The 18,311-nt window shown below is 39.6% G+C and carries 16 protein-coding genes; 5 read left to right on the top strand and 11 right to left on the bottom strand.

The features are described from left to right. Window positions 1–20 precede the first annotated feature (20 nt). Window positions 21–1,301 (top strand): hypothetical protein, encoded by a 1,281-nt coding sequence (locus tag K2W90_00080; GenBank protein ID MBY0352742.1) that lies wholly within the window; start codon window positions 21–23, stop codon window positions 1,299–1,301. A gap of 103 nt (window positions 1,302–1,404) precedes the next feature. On the opposite strand, the gene K2W90_00075 is transcribed toward K2W90_00080, so the two are convergent. After that, window positions 1,405–2,244: an ankyrin repeat domain-containing protein gene (locus tag K2W90_00075; protein ID MBY0352741.1), complete on the bottom strand. Its 840-nt coding sequence runs from the start codon at window positions 2,242–2,244 to the stop codon at window positions 1,405–1,407. Window positions 2,245–2,542: 298 nt separating this feature from the next. Between K2W90_00075 and K2W90_00070 the strand changes: the two genes are divergently transcribed. After that, window positions 2,543–3,931, top strand: coding sequence for a hypothetical protein (locus K2W90_00070; protein ID MBY0352740.1), 1,389 nt, complete (start codon window positions 2,543–2,545; stop codon window positions 3,929–3,931). Here K2W90_00070 and K2W90_00065 read toward each other — a convergent pair. Genes K2W90_00065 through K2W90_00055 form a run of 3 tightly spaced genes read right to left on the bottom strand, consistent with a single transcriptional unit; the run spans window position 3,887 to window position 7,452 of the window. Beyond that, window positions 3,887–4,525: a hypothetical protein gene (locus tag K2W90_00065; GenBank protein ID MBY0352739.1), complete on the bottom strand. Its 639-nt coding sequence runs from the start codon at window positions 4,523–4,525 to the stop codon at window positions 3,887–3,889. The two genes, K2W90_00070 and K2W90_00065, sit on opposite strands and share 45 nt — an antisense overlap. Window positions 4,526–4,541: 16 nt before the next feature. Continuing rightward, complete coding sequence (ybeY, locus tag K2W90_00060; GenBank protein MBY0352738.1) at window positions 4,542–4,991, bottom strand: rRNA maturation RNase YbeY; 450 nt, start codon at window positions 4,989–4,991, stop codon at window positions 4,542–4,544. Next, window positions 4,975–7,452: a valine--tRNA ligase gene (locus K2W90_00055; protein MBY0352737.1), complete on the bottom strand. Its 2,478-nt coding sequence runs from the start codon at window positions 7,450–7,452 to the stop codon at window positions 4,975–4,977. The genes ybeY and K2W90_00055 overlap by 17 nt, the downstream gene beginning before the upstream one ends. 272 nt (window positions 7,453–7,724) lie before the next feature. On the opposite strand from K2W90_00055, the gene K2W90_00050 reads away from it, so the two are divergent. From K2W90_00050 to K2W90_00040, 3 genes are all read left to right on the top strand, one after another. After that, on the top strand, window positions 7,725–8,894 hold the full coding sequence (locus tag K2W90_00050) for a hypothetical protein (GenBank protein ID MBY0352736.1): 1,170 nt from the start codon (window positions 7,725–7,727) through the stop codon (window positions 8,892–8,894). Between the two features lie 72 nt (window positions 8,895–8,966). Then, window positions 8,967–10,085: a hypothetical protein gene (locus tag K2W90_00045; protein ID MBY0352735.1), complete on the top strand. Its 1,119-nt coding sequence runs from the start codon at window positions 8,967–8,969 to the stop codon at window positions 10,083–10,085. Window positions 10,086–10,257: 172 nt separating this feature from the next. Continuing rightward, window positions 10,258–12,156 carry a hypothetical protein gene (locus K2W90_00040; protein MBY0352734.1) on the top strand — a complete coding sequence of 633 codons (1,899 nt, stop codon included), beginning with the start codon at window positions 10,258–10,260 and terminating at the stop codon, window positions 12,154–12,156. Between the two features lie 60 nt (window positions 12,157–12,216). Here the strand turns inward: K2W90_00040 and K2W90_00035 are convergent, their stop codons facing one another. From K2W90_00035 to K2W90_00005, 7 genes are all read right to left on the bottom strand, one after another. Further along, on the bottom strand, window positions 12,217–12,441 hold the full coding sequence (locus K2W90_00035; GenBank protein MBY0352733.1) for a hypothetical protein: 225 nt from the start codon (window positions 12,439–12,441) through the stop codon (window positions 12,217–12,219). A 191-nt stretch (window positions 12,442–12,632) separates the two neighbouring features. Next, on the bottom strand, window positions 12,633–12,854 hold the full coding sequence (locus tag K2W90_00030) for a hypothetical protein (protein MBY0352732.1): 222 nt from the start codon (window positions 12,852–12,854) through the stop codon (window positions 12,633–12,635). A 29-nt stretch (window positions 12,855–12,883) separates the two neighbouring features. Beyond that, window positions 12,884–13,342, bottom strand: coding sequence for a hypothetical protein (locus K2W90_00025; GenBank protein ID MBY0352731.1), 459 nt, complete (start codon window positions 13,340–13,342; stop codon window positions 12,884–12,886). 2 nt (window positions 13,343–13,344) lie between these two features. Continuing rightward, on the bottom strand, window positions 13,345–15,159 hold the full coding sequence (locus tag K2W90_00020) for a DEAD/DEAH box helicase (protein ID MBY0352730.1): 1,815 nt from the start codon (window positions 15,157–15,159) through the stop codon (window positions 13,345–13,347). 298 nt (window positions 15,160–15,457) lie between these two features. Continuing rightward, window positions 15,458–16,339 carry a hypothetical protein gene (locus K2W90_00015; GenBank protein ID MBY0352729.1) on the bottom strand — a complete coding sequence of 294 codons (882 nt, stop codon included), beginning with the start codon at window positions 16,337–16,339 and terminating at the stop codon, window positions 15,458–15,460. A 120-nt stretch (window positions 16,340–16,459) separates the two neighbouring features. After that, window positions 16,460–17,182 carry a class I SAM-dependent methyltransferase gene (locus K2W90_00010; protein MBY0352728.1) on the bottom strand — a complete coding sequence of 241 codons (723 nt, stop codon included), beginning with the start codon at window positions 17,180–17,182 and terminating at the stop codon, window positions 16,460–16,462. 50 nt (window positions 17,183–17,232) lie between these two features. Then, the gene (locus K2W90_00005; protein ID MBY0352727.1) at window positions 17,233–18,129 is read right to left on the bottom strand and encodes a hypothetical protein; all 897 of its coding nucleotides are present in this window, start codon (window positions 18,127–18,129) and stop codon (window positions 17,233–17,235) included. Window positions 18,130–18,311 lie beyond the last annotated feature (182 nt).

Genomic DNA, 18,311 nt, shown 5'->3' with positions numbered 1-18,311 from the left:
AAAAAGAGGGTGGAAGAGTTATGAAAATAAAAAACCTCGTAATTCTTTTGTGGTGTTTTATGACAACAACAACAACCGTTTTTTCCACACAAAAAATAACCTCAACAAATGCCCCCAAAAAGAAACTTGCCATCTTACAATCAAAAGGCGGCTATGGTCACGTTGCCGCTTGCAACACACTCAACAATCTTTTCAAAGATTATTATGACATTAAAATTGTTACCCCAATTGAAGAACTCTTTGGAAAATTGGATTATGTAAAAAGGTTTACGCGCGGCAAGGTAAACGCCGAAGATATGTATAACGCCGTTTTAAGCAACGGCTGGATTAGAACGTTTAACGCCATTTGCAACAATATTGTACCTATGGTTATGCGCTCAAATATGAAAAACATGGAACACGCACTTACTGATTATTTAAACAAAGAAAAACCTGATATGCTCATTTCAACCATGCCTTTTGTAAATTTAGCAGCAAGTAACGCCGCACAAAAACTGAATATCCCATTTCTGATTGTTACAGTAGACGGCGGCCTGCATAATTGGCGCGTTGGACTTAATCGCATCACACACCCCAATTATTTAATAACCATTGGCTTTGATATCCCACAAACGCGCGGCATGTTACATAAATGCGGCATTCCAGACAATCGCATAAAACTTACCGGTATGGCCACGCGCGATGATTTTTTTGAAGTTAAAGATTTACCAACAATCCGCAAAAAATGGAACGTTCCAGACAATAAATTTACCATCATGATCTTGATGGGCGGGGCCGGCGGCCAGGCAGCTTTTGATTACCTACAAAAAATTGCCTCAACTAATCTTGATGCCCACCTTTTGGTATGCACCGGCAGAAACAAATCGTTGCACAATAAAATAGAAAAATTTGTACAAAAAAAATGTCCACCAAATATTTCGGTAACCATTGTTCCATTTACTACGCGTGTTTCAGACCTCATGGCCGTTTCAGATCTTTTAATTACCAAGCCTGGGCCTGGCAGCATTAATGAAGGCCTCATCATGAAACTGCCACTCTTAATCGATCGAACAAGCCCAACTCTTTTTTGGGAACAAGCAAACATAGATTATGTCGAAAGCCGCGGGTATGGCAAAGCTATTAAATCACTGCGCTCTCTGCCCAGCACGCTAGAAAAAATGATTCATGATAAAGAATATTATCAAAGTTTTAAAAAGACACTCCATCAATTCCCTCAACATAACTTTGCTCAGAATATTAAGCCCATAGTTTTTAATATGTGCCCACCAACTCAACCACAAACAACTGAGCAATACGTTTAAGTCTAAATAAAAAAGAGCGTGGATCAACACGCTCTTTTTATTATCTAATTAACTACTATTATCTTAATTCATCACAGAAAGTTTTAAATTGGCCAACCCAACGCTACTGACATTCTTGTCCTTCAATAAAGCCCTGTAAAAAAGTCAGGTCATCAATAGACAAGTTCTCCACATCTTTCAAAACCCCCAAAAATTCGGGTTCATTCACAGCATTCAAAATAGTCATAATCTCAAAATTTTCTTCTTCCTGCGCAACTTGCACTGGCGTTAACCCACGAAAATCACGAGCATTAAGAGATGCACCACAAGAAATCAAAAAATAACACATCTCTTCGTTATTGCACATCGCTGCATAATGAAGAGGCTGCATCCCATAGCTGTTTTTAACATCAATATGTGCGCTATATTCAAGAATAAGCATTTTTGCAATTTCATTTTGATGACACGCAATAGCTTTAAAAAGAGGTGGTTCAACTGATCCTTGATAATAATCATTTATTAAAAAATAGTTACAGAATAGACGCACACACGCTATATGACCATTTTCAATAGCAGCATCTATTGGACGAACACCCCAATAATCTTGATTTGGGTCCATCGTTAAATTATCGTATAAAATTTTATCAAGCGCATCAACATCACCGCGTTTAGCATAGCTCAACATCTCAAGCAACTTATGGTCAGGCAAAATATCATACTCTTTTGATGGCACTAGCATATTTGATGTTGATGACGATGACGAAGCAGCTATTGAATGCGATGAATAACCCGGCAATAACGGGTAATTTTGATGCCCAATAGAAGGATAGCCTGGCATTGATGGATAACCTGCACGAGGATGCGCATAATAATTACCTTGTCCTGATGACGATGCAGCAGGCATAACACACGCTGTTGGCGCTAAAATAAGAGCAAAGGCTAGAACAATAAGCCTATTAATCATAATAATCCTTGTTTTAATAGTGAATAAAAACCCCTAATTATCATATAATAACAAAAAACAAAATAATTAACACCTATTACAACAAATCAATCAATCATTTGTTTTCACATTGAAACAATTATAACAAAGGGGTAAATCAAAACTATACTCTCGAAAAACAACCCAAAATTATGCTTTTTTATCTATTTTTTAGCGTTATTTTTAAGAAATACCCATTTTTCAAATAGTCACTTTTGTGGTAGAATTATAGACAGATAAAGAAAAGGATTGCCTTTAATTTTTAAGTAAGAGAAAATTCATGAAGACATTCATTCGTTCTGTATCGTTATTTTTTGTTCTTTTATTCTCAGCTCAACAATCAACGCACGCAAACATTTTTAGCAGACCAGCTCCAAAAAAAATTGTAATCTTAACGAGCAAAGGCGGCTACACACACATGGCAGTTGCCAAATCACTCGATACATTTTTTGGCCAAGAGTACGAAATTGTAATCATAAATCCGTTTGAAACGGTTCTTGCATCGCTTGATATTGTGAAAACATTAACCTTCAATAACTATGACGCCGAAGAAGCTTACAACTCAATGCTTCGTTCAGGCTGGACCAGACTGCTTAATTTTTGCCTGCGCAACATTGGTCTACCAACGGCTCAACGACAAGCAAACAAAGTAGAAAAACTACTTACCAACTATTTGGCGCAACTAAAACCGGATATGCTCATTTCAGTAATCCCCGTCATTAGCTTGCCTGCCAGCAATGCCGCCAAAAATCTCAATATCCCATTTTTACTTATTACGCTCGATAACGACTTAACCGCATGGGTACCAGGCCTTAAAAAATTAACACATCAAAAATTTGCTACCACCATCGGCTTTGAAACGCCACTTACTCGCCCCATGCTTAATGATGTTGGCATCCCTGATACAAAAATCACCGCGTCAGGCTTTCCGGTTCGTAAAGACTTTCTTGAACAAAAGAATATCCCTACCATAAAAAGCGATTGGCAAATCCCCGATAACAAGTTTGTGATTACCTTGGTTATGGGCGGCGCTGGCTCTAACTTGATGTACCGCTATGCTCGCCAAATAGCTAAATTAGACCGCGATATTCACCTCATGGTTTTGGTTGGTAAAAACGAATACCTTGGCGCGCGCTTAAAAAAAATACGCTGCTCAGAAAAGGTATCACTACGCGTTGTTGAATTTACCGATCGTGTTTCAGACCTTATGGCCGCTTCAAACTTGTTGATTACCAAACCTGGCCCAAGCATTATCACTGAAGCAATGTACATGAACCTGCCTATGCTGATTGACCACACAACGGTACATCCATTTTGGGAAAATATTAATATTAAGCTGGTTACCGACAACAAATTAGGTGACGAAGTTAAAAGCTTAAATGATATTAAGCGGATTGTACGTCGCTACATCGACGATACAGAATACTATCAAACAATCAAAAACAATATTGCATCATTTGAAAAAGAAGATTTTTACAAGAAAATAGGGCACTTGATTCATACCATGTGCCCACCTCGAAGATTACATTTATTTGATCAGAAACAAAACTTTTTACGCAGCGTTATGGCGCCTAAAAATCCTTATACCAGAAACCCACACACCAATCGCTTCTGGAATAACTATTTATGCAGCAGCCGGAACAACTTGAGTATTAACCGTTTTCTTTGATTTGAGTTGTGTAACAAATTGTTGATACGCTTCTTGCGCTTCTTGAGACATACTATCTTCAATGTTGGTAAAAAGAATAGTAAATTCTTTGGCCAGTGACGCAAGCTGCTTTTTGGTGGTAATTTCGCGCGCAAAATAAACAGCAATATCTTTGTCTTGACCATTTAAAAACTTGGTAATATACAAATCTTTGCTCTTATTTTCAGGAAAACTTTCTTTAATCAAAGAAAGAACAATGCCGCTGTAATTACGTACTTCATTGAAAAATTCTTGGATTGGATGAATCATGTGCTGCAAGCGGGTTAGAATAAGAGCTTTCTCTTCATGCTCATTTTTTACACTCTTCTTATCATGCACAACTTTATTTTTCACTTGATCATGAACAGCCACCAAAGCTATATCACGCTCTTGGCGAAGATCAGCAAGAACTGCTTTACTTTTTTGCTTAGACAATTTAATACGAGCAGCAACGTAGGGCATTGTTTGAAATGACATATTTAAAAAATGCATTTCAGGACTTGTTAACTGTTTTGCTGAAAGCAAGACAGGCACAAGTGCCAAGGCCAAAACGCTGATTACTCTTATCTTCTTCATAAAGTTTCCTTACAAACTATTCAACTGTTTTTAAAAGCTTACGTTCCACTTTGCTCATTACACGGTACTCTTCATCGGTAATGTGATCATAATTTAACAAATGCGCAATGCCATGTGCTAGCAAGGCTGTCAGATGCTCTTCAAACGACCGCCCCCAATTTGGTGCTTCTTTTTTTACATATTCAAGCGAAATAATAATATCACCAAGATTTTCATCTTCTGGAGACATTACCACAATCCGTTGACCCGCTACTAAATCTGGATGAAAGGGAAACGACAAAATATCGGTTGGTTTATCTTTTTTACGAAACTCACGGTTATACTTTCTCACTGTTGCATTTGTTGTCAAATAAATGCCAAGATCAAACTTTTCATAACCCAGCACCATGAGCATTTTGTGTGCTGTTTTTTTTATGAACGTTTCGTTAACCACTATTTTGCGTTGCTTATTAATTATGGTGATCATGCTCTTCTTTCTGGTCAACAAGCAGCAATACCGTAGCAACAAGCGCTTCGCCGTCTTGCATAATACCCGTAACACCCTCTTGCCCAACAAACGAAATTTCTTCAGCTTTCGTTATACCTTTTAACAAAGTTGCTTGTTTATGCAAAGAATTCAATAATTCTTGATCTTTACTGCAAATAATAAGACTCTGCAACGAAGTTTTAAGTGAAACTTGTTGCTCACTCTTAAGCCTGCGTACCTGAGCAACTATGGAAAGTACCTGCGCAATCACCTGCGCACTGGCACCATAAGAACCCGCAAAACGGGCGTAATCTAGCTTAGTCACCTGCAAGCTAACTACCTGCTCTTGCTCTTTAAACATTAACTGATAAATACTTTCCGTAATGTGTGGTACAAACGGCGCATAAAGCTGCAAAATACCAAAGCCAACTTCATAAAGCGTGCGCTGTGTTCCTTGAATTACTTCTTGATCATAATTGGCCGGATTAAACAATTGATCTTTAATCAGTTCAAGATAGTTATCACAAAAATCATGCCAAAAAAAACGCTCAACGGCATCAAGTGCCTGACTATACTCATACTCTTCAAAAGCACGTTTGTACTGATCCATGGTTTTGTTCAGCCCATCAAACAGCCACTCGTTAAGCTCATTAAGCTGTGGCTTGGTTGCAGGCGTGCGATAGTCAGCAAGAAAATCTTTGCAAAATCTAAAAGCATTCCACAATTTGGTTACCAATTTGTGACCAATTTTAAGTTGATTATCACTAAACGCTGTATCGGTTCCCAACTTACCACTGGCTGCCCAAAAACGAATAACGTCTGCAGGATAATCTTTTAACAAGCCTTCTGGCGTCATCTTTTCATTTTCTTTTGACTTAGAAATTTTTTCACCTTTTCCTGCCAACACATGACCAGAAATCATGATATCGTTCCAGGGAATATCGTTGTGGTGATAGTACGATTTTATAATCGTATAAAAAGCCCACGTACGAATTATGTCGTGCGCTTGGGGGCGCATAGACATTGGCAGCGCAAAAGGCGCCTTGCCGTCTGGCCACAAAGCATTAACTTGCGGTGTCAGCGACGAGGTATTCCACGTATCCATCACGTCAGTTTCTGGCGTAATTGATTGTGAACCACATTTGGTACACACGCCACCAGGAAATGCTTGCTCTTGGGGATCGATAGGTAAATCTTTAAGATCTGCTACCAATACTTGCTTACAATCTAAACAATGCCACAACGGGAAAGGAATCCCAAAAAAGCGCTGACGCGAAATGCACCAGTCCCAATTTAAATTTTGCACCCAATCTTTGTAGCGCGCCTTCATATACGCAGGGCGCCAATTAATTTTGTCTGCCAGCTCAATAAATTTGTCTTTGTTTTCAAGAATTTTTACAAACCATTGCTCAAGAATTTGATATTCAATTTCTTGCTTGCAACGCTCGTGCGTATTTACATTGTGCGTTATAGCTTTTTTTGCAATAAGTTTGCCCGCTTGTTCAAGTAACTCAAGAACCTTTTTGCGCGCTTCGTGCACACGCAGACCTGCAAGTTCCCCCGCCAATGCTGCCCATTTGCCATCGCGACCAATTGTTTCAATAATCGGCAACGAATGTTTTTTAAACCATGCAATATCCATTTGATCACCAAACGTACAGCACATTACCAAGCCTGAACCTTTTTCTGGATCTACTTGGTCGTCAGCAATAATTGGTACTCGTTTGCCAAAGATTGGTGTAATGGCATGTGTGCCGGCAAGTTTTTGATAGCGAACATCAGTTGGATGATAAAACACCGCAACGCACGCCGGCAATAACTCAGGACGCGTGGTAGCAATGGTTAACACCTGGCCATCTTCAGTCTCAAAGGCAATGTCGTTAAAGGTAGTTGAAACTTCGGCATTGTCTATTTCTGCCTGCGCCACTGACGTTTGACACGTGGTACAGTACAGCGACGGTTCCTGACGACGATATACTAAATTTTTGTTGTACAAATCAATAAAGGAATATTGCGACACTTTACGCACATCGTCAGAAATAGTTGAATAGACCTTAGTCCAGTCAACCGACAAGCCCATGGCACGCCACAAACCTTCAAACAATTTTTCTACATCAGTCGTTTCTTTTAAACACAACGCAATAAATTCAGAGCGCTTCATTAAATGCGCTTTGGTTTTATTTTTCTTTTCTACAAAGCGTTCAGTAGGCAAGCCATTGTCGTCAAAACCCATGGGATAGAAAACATTATAGCCCTGCATGCGCTTGTAGCGAGCAATCAAGTCAGCATGTGTGTAAGAAAAAACATGGCCAATATGCAAGGTACCAGAGACAGTTGGCGGCGGCGTGTCAATACTATAGACGGGCGCGCTCAGTTCAGGATTAAAAGCATAAATATTTTCTTTTTCCCACAACGCACGCGCTTCTTTTTCACACGTCAAATGATCGTACCGCTTATCCATGGTCCTGCCTTTATGATAGTAAAAAATGATTGAATTAATGGATCAGTATAACACAAAATTCAAAATAAAAAACGCACCTACGTCTGTTTTTTTATCACCAAATGACACGCTTTATATAAATTTTTCAAGCAATACTTTCAAGTTGCAAGAAAAGAGAAAAAATGCTTATAGATAAGGCTTAACTTTCATAAACTTTGTGTTATAATGCAACACCATTTTCAAGAGCAAGACGCTGCTTATGGTGATAAAATTTTAATACAAGAAAGACCATTATGTTAAAAAAAATAGCACGCTATCTACTCACGCTCATCTTGTGCTTTTTAACGTCAACACAATTGGCAAGCTCAAGCGGAAGACCAACCCACAAGCACGCTCCTAAATACCAACAACTCATTACCGCTCTTGCGCGTGCACCCCTGGCAATATATGCCAATTTTGGCCACACCAAAGAACAAAAAAGCAACCGCCAGGCAGCTGCCAACGCCGTACGATTAATTAATGCCATATGTGCTATTTTTAATGATGTTGGCGACAAATACACTTTCCTTTGGGCAGCGCACGATACATACGCATTATATGATTATATAAAAAACGGCCCCGACAAAGAAGCCGATTTTGTTTTTGAAGAAGGACCAAGCAACCAAGAATTTATTGAAGAATCACGCTGGTCTGTGGCCAGAAAGATTTTGCTTCCTCTCATTGAAGGCGGAGCGGCTGTGCACGCAGCGCTTAATGTACCTCCCAAGCTTCCAGCGTTGGCACCTAAAATACCACCAAGAGAAACAGCTGCCGATAGAGCATACAAAAAAAATAGACAAATAAAAGAAGCGGTAAACGCTTATGGTTCTTTAGCGCGCGTGCTTGAAAATCTTATTGAAAGCGAAAACGGCTCTATAAAAGAAAAACTCATTACCGCTCTTTTAATTATTAACGGCATTACGGCCGTCTACGATACGCTCGAAGCTTGCAAGGAACCAAAGAAAGGACCACGGCCTCCTCGCAATCGTGACAATGACAATAACCCGTCAGAAGACAATAACAACAATAATAATGATGAGTGGGAACAATGGTCAGAAGATGATAACAGCGATACTGACACCGACACTGATAGCAATAGCGATAGCGATGACGACAAAGACCAAATACCACAAAATAACGATCGCGACGAAAATCAACCGTCACCACCAGAGCCAGAAAACAATATTCCTCCAAAAGTATATAATACGCTGCAAAATATTACGGTTCCAACAGACGGATTGATTAATGGCGAAGCAAGAGAATGTAGCAATTATTGCTGTGAAGATTTTCAAGCCAATGCAACTATAACACAAACACAATGCAACCATTATTATCATCAAGACTGTCTTCAAGAATGGATTGCCAAATGCGAACGAGAAAAAGTGGAGCCAACATGCTCACTGTGTAAAGCAATTATTGCATAGCAACTCTTATTAAAGAAAAAAGTGACCCAAAAGAAAAAATAGTAAAAACGTAGTTTTAGGAGATATTTTTTTATGTATAAATTGTACAAAAACAACGCGCTACGCTCGGGAATTGCAGCCATGCTTATTGCAGGCTTTTGCTCGCTCAACTTAGACGCTGCGGCTGCAACACCAGAGGTTGCAACAAATAATATTCCAACTGAAAAACCAGATACCACAAAAGAAAAAAAATCAGACAAAGAAAAAACAAGTCAACCTAAAAAGAAAGAGGTTTACTCTGGTACCGAGTTGGCACAAATTGCCACAGCAGCATTGAGAGGCCCGGCACTGCTGGCAAACATTTATCACGAAAAAAAAGGCAATGTTAAAACGGCGGCAGCAACAGCGCTGTTGGTTGATGCACTGCGCATTAGCAACGGTGTTCTTGCCCTACTCAATGCCACAACAAATAATCAAAGCTACAACCTTGCATGGCTTAGTTACGATGTCTGCGCACTGTCAGCAGACTTAGTAAGCCTTCTTACCTCATTTAATGAACCTAAAAAACCACGCACCCAGAAAGAGGTTCATCAAAAAATTGATAAGCTTTTGATCAGCATTAGATATATTATTGCACCTTTAGCAGAATGGACAACCGCTACTTTTTCTGCACTTAAAAAAGACACCCCAGAATTACAAGCAAAAGCAGATGCACTTACTTCACTTGCCCGCATGAGTTCTTTGTACTTGGCAAGCAAACCAAAATCACTTGAAGCAAAATTAAAACTTGCATTGTTAGGTCTTAGCGCATGGGCTGCGTGGAATGAATTAAGTCAGCCCAAAAATGCTCAATCACGCAAAGATGAGCCAACATCATCAGATAGTGAAAAAAACGGCGATAAAAATCCCAACCCAAGCAGATCAAGATCGGCTGGCGATAAAGAACAAACAGAAGAAGAGCGTCAAGCTCAATTGAAAGCCAAAGAAGAAGACGAAAAAATTGAAGCAATTTTTAAAACCAACACATTGAAAGACAAGACTGAATTGACACGCATTCAAGAACTTATTAAAGCATCTAAAGAAGCTGAAAAAAACCATAAAGAACTAGAAGAAGCTCAAGCTGAATGGGAGCTTATTAAAGCAGCAGCTCAATTACGCACGCAGCCACTAGAGCCAGCACCAACGCAGCCACTAGAGCCAGCAGGTAGCTGATCGAACTAAAACAAGAAGCAAAAAACAAGGACACCCTCAAACTCAACCCACACGCGCGAGCACGCGCATAAAAACAGGACCAAAAAATTATAAATTATAAATTCCAACTACAAAAAGCAAAAAAGAACACAAGCAACCATTTTTCATAACATTTTTTAGGAGACTTTTCCTTATGTATCAACACAGTAAAAACACCACGCTACGCTCAGGCATAGCAACCTTGCTTATTGCAGGCTTTTGCTCGCTAAATTTACAAGCAGCTAGTGAACAACCAGGCAACAAAAAAGAAACTCCGGCAAAAACACAAGACACGTACTCCAAAGCAGAAATGGCTCAAATTGCAACGGCAGCTTTAAGAGGCCCAGCAGTATTGGCAAGTATTTACCATGAAAAAAAAGGTAATGTTAAAACAGCAGCAGCAACAGCGCTGTTGGTTGACGCACTGCGTATTAGCAACAGCATTCTTGCATTGCACAATGCTACCACTAACAATCAAGGCTACAACCTTGCATGGCTGAGTTACGACACATACGCACTCTCAGCAAACTTGGTAAACCTTGTTACCGCTTTTAGCGAATCTAAAGAACCAAAGCGCGACAAAGAATTACATAAAAATGTTGATAAACTCTTGATCAGCATTAAGTACATTCTTTTACCGTTGGCAGAAACAGCAACTGCTACTTTTTCAGCACTTGCAACAGACAAGCCAGAACAACAAACCAAAGCAGACGTGCTAACCTCATTTATTCGCATGACTTCTTTGTATTTAACAAGCAAACCAAGCTCACTTGAAGCAAAATTAAAACTTGCTTTGTTGGGTCTTAATGCGTGGGCTGTTTGGAAAGAATTCCAAGAACCAACAGCTATCGATAAAGAAAAAGATAAGAACGATAAAGAACAAGATAAAGAAAAAAAACCGAGCTCAGACTCCAATTCTGATTCAGACTCAGATACAAACGAAGAACTGAGTGAATTAGATGAAAGCGATTCTTTAAATGAATTTTCATTTCAGAAAAAAACCACAACAACAGACATCAAACGTTCTGGATCAGCTGAAAACAATAATTCATTAAGTGATACAAACAACTCTACCGATTCTGATTCTGATGATATGCCACCCCTCCTTGACCCAGAAAATTCGTCTTCAAGAGATAATTCTTCTGACCATTCTTTGCCATCTGAAGATGATATTGAGGATTATGAGGAACCAGTAGCATCACCTAAAACTTTTTGTGGTGGTATCGCAACGAGCAATAACAAGAATCAAGATCATGCTGAACAACTTCTTCTTACTTTTATTGAAAAATCATCCAATTTTATGGATGATATAATACTTGATGATTTTGAAGAATCTATATTTGGAAAAGATAGCGACACGGCAAGTAGCTCTACAATCAAAACGTTAAGTAAGCCAACTCAACAAAGCCTTCCGCTTATTAAGCCACAAACAGAACGTAAAGATACTCTTGAAGACCGCTTGGGACAACGTTATTTACACAAGGCACGTCGCGCTCTAGAGCAAGAACTCGCTAAACAAGAGCACCTTCTTGCTTCCTTAGAACAAAAACAAGCTAAAAAACAACAACCTCTTCTTCTTACTTTTGTTGAACAACAAAATGGAGAGTCAACCAGAAACAGCAAAATTGATGATTTTGATTTTGATTTCTCTGGTGGTTTTGAAGATTCAGATTTTGATAATTCACATGCAAATGATCAAAATGATAATAACATTGCTCGCTTGGTATTTGGACAACATCAAGAATCACTTACCTTTGAAGATCGTTTAGCACGACGCTACCAAAAAGAAGGACAACGTACTCCTGAACAAACGCAACGTCAAAACAGTAAAGAAAACACCGAGCAAAATAACAGAGTACCGGCCACTCAACAGCCAGAAACAACAGCTAAAGACCGCCGCAACATGCGCGCGGGAAAACGTACAATAGTACGAGCAAAAAAGGCAGCAAATAAGCCACAACCTCGCCGTAGCGCACGCGCCAACAAGGGCGTGCGACCAGACTATCATGGCGATAAGCTTTATGAAGCTGAACTCAAGCAAAGAGGATTATAAAAACAAAAAAAGAGCGGCAGAAAAATCTGCCGCTCTTTTTTTGTCTAATTTTTATGAAAACTATTTGCCGAAAAGCTTTCTAATTTTTACTAAGAAAAGATCAATGTAATCGGTCGCTTGTTTAATGTTCAATAACGCAAGGCCGTAGTAAATTAATAAAAAGCCGGTTACAAAACAGGCAATCTGAAAAATCATCTTAAAGGCAAAAAAGACAAGAACCACACCGCCAATAACCGCCAACAAGCCCTTGACCACGCCCAAATTTGGCATATTCATATTATCCATTATTACTCCCCTTCACACTTCTCTTAATAAACAAATCACCGATTAACAATGACTACTTTGTAAATATTTTATATTAGAAAATATTATTTCTTATAAAATCAGTATAGCAAGAAGCACTTGAAAGACGCAAGATTCTTAAAAAATCCAGATTCAAGCAAGAATATTAAAAACAAGATAAGAAATATGCAGAGCTATGGCTGCTTCTTTTCTTCATGAACATCATAAACATTAGAACGTTTTTTGGCAGTTGTAGAGGACGACTCACGAATAAGACGCAAGCCTGAAAGCAACAAATAAATACCAAAGACAATAATCATAATACGAATTGCGCCCGCCGTAAGAAAAGGCAAGACAATAAAAAGGCCAACAACAACCAAGATTATACCAACAATAAATTGCTTTGCTTCAAGCATGACAAAGCTCCCTCTTTTCATAAAATTGATCATCGAAACCAAAAATAGATAGTCAGCGCAAGACAGGCCCATACCTGCAAATGCAGTATAACATGAAGCGTATTTGGTACAACATTGTCACCACGAGCAGGCAAAAAGTGATGCGTATTGTGATATTCCGCAAATCCTTGTTTGTGCGCTTGTGAGCTGCCAAAAATATACGGAACCCACCAAGCACAAATAGTACCAAGCGTAAGTATGCTATAAAAAATAGTGATAATAAGGAGAACTTGCCGCGTAAAATGATAACGGTACTGAACCGTTAAGATTAAGGGAATAAGAACAAAACCTGCATTCACACATGCAGAAAGCAAACGATCGTGAAACGAATGTGATTTTTTGAGGTCGGGAATATTGGTTAACGGCGGTACATGAACCCAGTCATGTAACGCCATAAAACCCAATAAAATTATCTGCAGAATAATAAAGAATGATACTGCATCAAGCATTATTATGCACTTCTTCTGCTTCTGTTATCTCTGTTAAAACTGCCACTAGCGTTATCACGTGATCTATCATCACGAGACCTGCCGTCTCTGCCTCTGCTATCGCTACTTCTGCTGTCTCTGCTATCGTTGCTTCTGCCACCATCTCTGCGCGGGCTTAAGCGACGCGGTCTACCACCAGATGATTGTTGTTTTTCACGATAAACGTCTTGCACCACATGAACACGGTGAGCACGGTCAATAATTGGCGTACTTTGCATTTGGCTGATGCTTGTTTTCAATTTGCCTTCTGGAACGGCAATAAACGTCTTGTTTCTTAAAACACGCAGCTTAGTGACTTCCTGTGGCTCAATACCACACACTGCTAGAATATAATCACTTACCAGCTGTTCGTCTAGTCCATCATCTTGCCCAAGCTCAATACAGATTTCTTGAGGAATACGAGTATCATGAGCATTCGAATAAGAATGAGACGATGACGATGAATCAATAAATTCAGAATCATGCGCTCCATCGCGAACACCTTTTAAGAATTTTTCTTTCAAGGCAACCGCAAACGAATAACGTATTTCTTGATCGGTAAATGAATTGATAAGTTCTGTAAGCGCTTTGTCTACGCCAGTATCTTTAATTTCAGTTTGCTTTGCAAGTTCAATAAAGTCTGCAATGCCACTCATTTTAGCGGTAATAATTGCGTCCATTGGCGGCACAGTAATTTCTGAAAGCGTAGATTTTACTACTGCTTCAATGCGCTTAAGACGATATTTTTCAGACCCTGCAATAAACATAATGGCAATACCTTCTTTACCGGCACGGCCCGTACGTCCAATACGATGCACGTAACTTTCCGATTCATCAGGAATGGAATAGTTAATAACGTGCGTCAAATCTGAAACGTCAATACCACGGCCAGCAACGTCGGTTGCTACCAAGATAGAAAAGTCTCTCTTTTTAAAGCCTTTAATTACGTGGTTACGCAATGTTTGCTTCATATCGCCATGCAGACAGTTAACTTTAAAACCTTTGCTTGCCAATTCTTCGGTTACTTCAGTTGTCAAAGTTTTTGTGCGACAAAAGATAATACCATAAAAACTTGGCGCTGCTTCAATGAAGCGAATAGTTGCTTCAAGACGCTTTCTTTGAGGAACCATGCAATAATATTGCTTGATAGAAGCATTTGATGGCGCACCTTGTGAAGATTTTACGCTCACCACATTTTTCATGTGTGATCGAATCAATTTTTGAATACCAGGCATAACCGTTGCTGAGAACAACCAAATGTTGCGTTCTTCAGGAACAAACTTCAAAATGGCATCAATTTCGAGCATAAAGCCCATGTCCAACATAATGTCTGCTTCGTCCAAAACCAAAACTTTAAGCGTATCAAGCTTAAGCGTCTTGCGTTCCAAGTGATCGTTAATACGGCCAGGCGTACCAATAATAATGTGTACACCACGTCTCAGCGCAGAAATTTGCGCGTTGATTGGCATGCCGCCACAAATGTGTTCTATAACAATGCCACTACCTTTTGAAACGTCACGAAGACTTTCATAAATTTGCAAAACGAGTTCGCGCGTTGGCGCCATAACCAACCCTTGCACTGCTTTAACCGTTGGGTCTATTGCTTGCAAAAGTGGAATACCAAAACCAAGCGTTTTACCAGTTCCGGTTTGCGCTTGCACGTGAACGTCTTGTTTAAAATTTTCGAGTAACAAAGGAATGATATCCGATTGTACAGGTGTCGGTTGAGTGAATCCAAGAGCTTTTAACGAATCTTGAATTTGGGGAATAAGTAAAAAATTATCGAACGTATTATTCACAGTTTCCTTCGGTTTAAATAATAACAATATCAGAAGCTGCGAATAATGCGGAAAGCTCACTCGACACATCAGATATCTAAAAAAGAGATAAGGGTACCTATTAGCTCATTTTACCCCATTTTGACAAAAAATACTACAGCAGAATAAGATAATTGTCACAAAACTAGGCCAATATGCCCAGCCAATGGACGTATTGAAACTATTAATTATTTTTCAAGACTCAAAAATGTGCCTAAAAACAAGGTTTTTGCAGGGTTTTTTTAGGCTTTTTTAACGAAGTTTTAAGGACTAAAACGGCCTATCGACAAAGACATAAACTCCCTGTTTTCCCAATTACTGTGTGCATACCTTCTATAAAACGAATCACTTTATAGGCACGGCGATACCAAAAACCCTTATGATCAGGCTGATAAGCGCTTAAATCACTACTTTCAGATGCATCTGCTGATAGCACAAGATCATGCTTTGCTAAAATGGTTTTAACCACAGACTCCCCATTCAATACTTCTGTGTGATCCCACCCGGCCTTGCTTATAAAATAAACATTGCAGTGCCCAAGCTCTTTAAGCCCGTAATACAGCGCACAAGCACCAGAATACGGCAATATTCGATCATGCGTTGAATGAGCAAGAATAATAACAATATTTTTATTAATTAACTGATCTATTGATTTTATGGCCTGCATCCCTGATGGCCTGTAGCCAGGAAAATGTATCAATTTTGCAAGATAAGGAACCAACGGAAAATCTTCTACTAGCGGTATACCAACATGATGAGCAATGGCACTATTGCCACTGGCCATGGGCGCTTCAAGAATAAGCGCTTTAAGGTTTTCTTGTGCTTCAGGATTGTTAGCAAGAAAGTTTAGAACGGTTGCCGTGCCTTGCGACGTAGCATGAATAATATAACCATTACGCGTATCAATACTTTCATAGCTTTTTTTGAAATATTCTTGGCAATGCTGCTGACCAAAATCCGCTTGAGCAGACAATGGTCCATCAACATAAACAATTGTCTTGCCCGAAATGCTCAACTGCTGGGCAACATATTCTTTATAAAACTTACCAAAAACTTGCGGGGTACCTAGGCCATGAACAGCAAGAACAGGGCATTCAGCAGCACGCATGCCATGCAACTGCGAAACGGCTAAACACACTATAAATGCCAATTTTTTTAACATGATAACGCTCCCCCTGTCATGTAATAAGTATTATTCGTGAGCCCCCTCACCTAAATACAGTATCACACAAGCAAAAAAGCTTGTAAAACGGTAGGAAAAATAAAGAAACTACACAGAATTTTAAAGAGCTCGCGCTACAAAAACAACAAACGGCGAATGCGTCTTTTCATCTTTCCATGCGTACGGCTCACTCGCTTTGCCCAGCGGATAATGCACTTCAAGCAACTCAAAACCGGCTTGTGCAAAAAAATTGCGATAATCTTGTTCGGTCCAGTAATAATCAGTAAATTCGATGTTACTTTCGTAATGATACGCTTTTGCCGGTGCGCCACTGACCAGATTTTTGTTTTCTGGAAAATCGATATTGAGCGTAAGCCAGTCTTTGCTAAACAAATCTTGGCTACCAGTCACGGCAATAAAAACCCCATCAGACTTCATAACACGCTTTGCTTCTTGCAAATACGCAACCACCTCAGCCTGCGTGGCAATACAAAACATAACAAAGCCAGAAAGTACCAAATCAAACGTTTTGTCGGACGCGGGAATAATGCCGTTGTTGCTCAAATGAAATTCTGTTTCTGGGCAGAGCAAGCGCGCTTGTGCAAGCATTTCTTCGCTGATATCAACGCCAACAACGTCCATGCCCAACTCAAGCAAGAGCTTGGCCGAACAACCGGTTCCTGAACCATAATCAAGCGCTTTGGTACCACGAACATAGTGCTTAATAAGCGCTGGCACATCGCGAAAAGCGATATAGCGCATTACCGAGCCCTGCGTCTTTGAGTAGGCCGCAGCCTGTTCTGAATTTTTTACTTCTGGCGTGTAGTAAACTTTTGTTTCCATAAACTATTCTCGCTTTAATTTTTTTAATAAACTTAAAATGATACAATAACCTACTTATTCACCCACCAGGTCAACTCGTGCTTGTTATGATAGAGATGCACAATCTTGCTATTCGGTATGGCCAAAAACTGATCGATAACGCTAAAATTGGCCTCACCTTGAAACTTTATGGTACAGACAAAATTCTTTACCTGCCCTTTAGTCATCCACGTTTTGATCAGATTTAAAAGCCGTTCCGGATAACAGATAATATCGGAAAAAAACCAATCCACGCGAGGCACCTGTTCCGGCGATAAGCCAAAGGCACTTTCTTGTAAAAAGGTAATGCCAGAAAGCTTTCCAATCTTATCATCCAACGGCGCCTTATCTACTGCAGTTACTTTTAAACCTAAGGTAGCCATTACCCAACTCCATCCGCCAGGACACGCACCCATATCAAGCACATGAGTTCCTTGTGCAGGAGGGCTATGATGCAATGTAAAGAATTCCCACAATTTAAGATAAGCACGAGAAGGCGGCATCGTTTTGTTTTCGACAAATTCGCATTTGCCAAGCGGATACAAAGAAGTTGTTTCTTGTGAACATATGATGGTATTTTGATCATACAGTGTCCAACCACCCATAGCATGTTTCGGCAATGTACCCAAAAAAGAAATTGGTACCTCTTTTACTTTTGGCAAACCGTCTTGAATTAATTGCGCTCGACGATGATAACCAACAGAAAAAAGCGCCCAGTTTTTGCCCAGCGCACGAAGCTGCTTAATGCCGTCATTAATCGAAGTTATCGACAATTTTTTGCAATTGAACCACGTGACTTGCGCAAACAATGGCTTATAATCGGCATCAAAAAAATAGAGCCTGTCTCGCTTTTCAAAACTAATCTTTCTATAGATTAATTCGCGCTCAAGCTCGTGTTCTAATGTGTACGGTGCAAGTGATATGTTCATAGTTAAGAAATTTTTTTAAAGCTTTAAAATTTTAAGAATATAAATTTTAAATAAATCATTTAAGAAAGGCGCCTGTCCGCCGGAGCCACGTAGGGCGTAGGCTGGATAGCGAAATTTTGCGAGAGCAAAATTGAGCGTCCCCAAGGGGATTTGAACCCCTGTTACAAGAATGAAAATCTTGG

Source organism: Candidatus Babeliales bacterium, from assembly GCA_019749895.1.
In the GTDB taxonomy this organism is placed as follows: Bacteria; Babelota; Babeliae; order Babelales; family RVW-14; genus AaIE-18.
Note: the sequence above shows the minus strand (reverse complement) of the source record. Positions and strands in the feature narration are given on the sequence as shown.

Coding starts and splice junctions, on each gene's coding strand:
- K2W90_00080 (MBY0352742.1), top strand. CDS start 21: ATGAAAATAAAAAACCTCGTAATTCTTTTGTGGTGTTTTATGACAACA.
- K2W90_00075 (MBY0352741.1), bottom strand. CDS start 2,244: ATGATTAATAGGCTTATTGTTCTAGCCTTTGCTCTTATTTTAGCGCCA.
- K2W90_00070 (MBY0352740.1), top strand. CDS start 2,543: ATGAAGACATTCATTCGTTCTGTATCGTTATTTTTTGTTCTTTTATTC.
- K2W90_00065 (MBY0352739.1), bottom strand. CDS start 4,525: ATGAAGAAGATAAGAGTAATCAGCGTTTTGGCCTTGGCACTTGTGCCT.
- ybeY (MBY0352738.1), bottom strand. CDS start 4,991: ATGATCACCATAATTAATAAGCAACGCAAAATAGTGGTTAACGAAACG.
- K2W90_00055 (MBY0352737.1), bottom strand. CDS start 7,452: ATGGATAAGCGGTACGATCATTTGACGTGTGAAAAAGAAGCGCGTGCG.
- K2W90_00050 (MBY0352736.1), top strand. CDS start 7,725: ATGTTAAAAAAAATAGCACGCTATCTACTCACGCTCATCTTGTGCTTT.
- K2W90_00045 (MBY0352735.1), top strand. CDS start 8,967: ATGTATAAATTGTACAAAAACAACGCGCTACGCTCGGGAATTGCAGCC.
- K2W90_00040 (MBY0352734.1), top strand. CDS start 10,258: ATGTATCAACACAGTAAAAACACCACGCTACGCTCAGGCATAGCAACC.
- K2W90_00035 (MBY0352733.1), bottom strand. CDS start 12,441: ATGGATAATATGAATATGCCAAATTTGGGCGTGGTCAAGGGCTTGTTG.
- K2W90_00030 (MBY0352732.1), bottom strand. CDS start 12,854: ATGCTTGAAGCAAAGCAATTTATTGTTGGTATAATCTTGGTTGTTGTT.
- K2W90_00025 (MBY0352731.1), bottom strand. CDS start 13,342: ATGCTTGATGCAGTATCATTCTTTATTATTCTGCAGATAATTTTATTG.
- K2W90_00015 (MBY0352729.1), bottom strand. CDS start 16,339: ATGTTAAAAAAATTGGCATTTATAGTGTGTTTAGCCGTTTCGCAGTTG.
- K2W90_00010 (MBY0352728.1), bottom strand. CDS start 17,182: ATGGAAACAAAAGTTTACTACACGCCAGAAGTAAAAAATTCAGAACAG.
- K2W90_00005 (MBY0352727.1), bottom strand. CDS start 18,129: ATGAACATATCACTTGCACCGTACACATTAGAACACGAGCTTGAGCGC.